General features: G+C 41.3%; 2 pseudogenes. Both read right to left on the bottom strand.

Annotated elements, in window-relative coordinates:
- Positions 1-137, bottom strand: a pseudogene (locus R8O11_RS29360) (siderophore ABC transporter substrate-binding protein); the annotation flags it as partial.
- A 163-nt stretch (positions 138-300) separates the two neighbouring features.
- Positions 301-603, bottom strand: a pseudogene (locus tag R8O11_RS29355) (Crp/Fnr family transcriptional regulator); the annotation flags it as partial.

Below are 603 nucleotides of genomic sequence, written 5' to 3'. Positions count from 1 at the left end.
AAACCAATCACAACCACGCGCTTAGGTGATTGTTCTAGCTCGGTTTTTCCCATGTAATGGTCAATAACAACGTTAGCAGCAAAAGATGGAGAAATGGTTAGCAGCGAGAAAACAGCCGCACTGACGAGTTTTTTCATTTTGTTGAGCCTTAATGAGATCTATTATCATGCGCGTTCGCAATATAGCGTTACTCTCAAAAGCATTCAACAAGATTTATACGACTTTACATTCATTACAGTGATTTTAGATTAAACCATTTCAAGCACTTATGAATGGTAATCATTGCAATCCCGAATTGAATTATTCGTGCGAATCGATGAACGCTTTTAACGCCATTTCATCAAGAATCGCTAAGCCATTGTCGGTTTTTGCAATGAGTCCTTTATCGATAAGATCTTTGACCGCACGTCGATAAACTCGGCCTGACGTACCAAATCGTTCCGCCTCTTGGTTCACTTTGTCAAAGCCACCAAGCAGCGTATCCGTCTGATTACGGACGAGAAGATCATAGGCAATGTTGTAAGTGATGGGATGCAGCAAACGGTTAGTATAGATATCCATTGAGTCCTGATAGTCTTCTGCCAGTGCAGAGGCAAAAAACAC

It is taken from the genome of Vibrio sp. 1288 (assembly GCF_033344475.1).
This window is presented reverse-complemented; position numbering and strand designations above follow the sequence as displayed.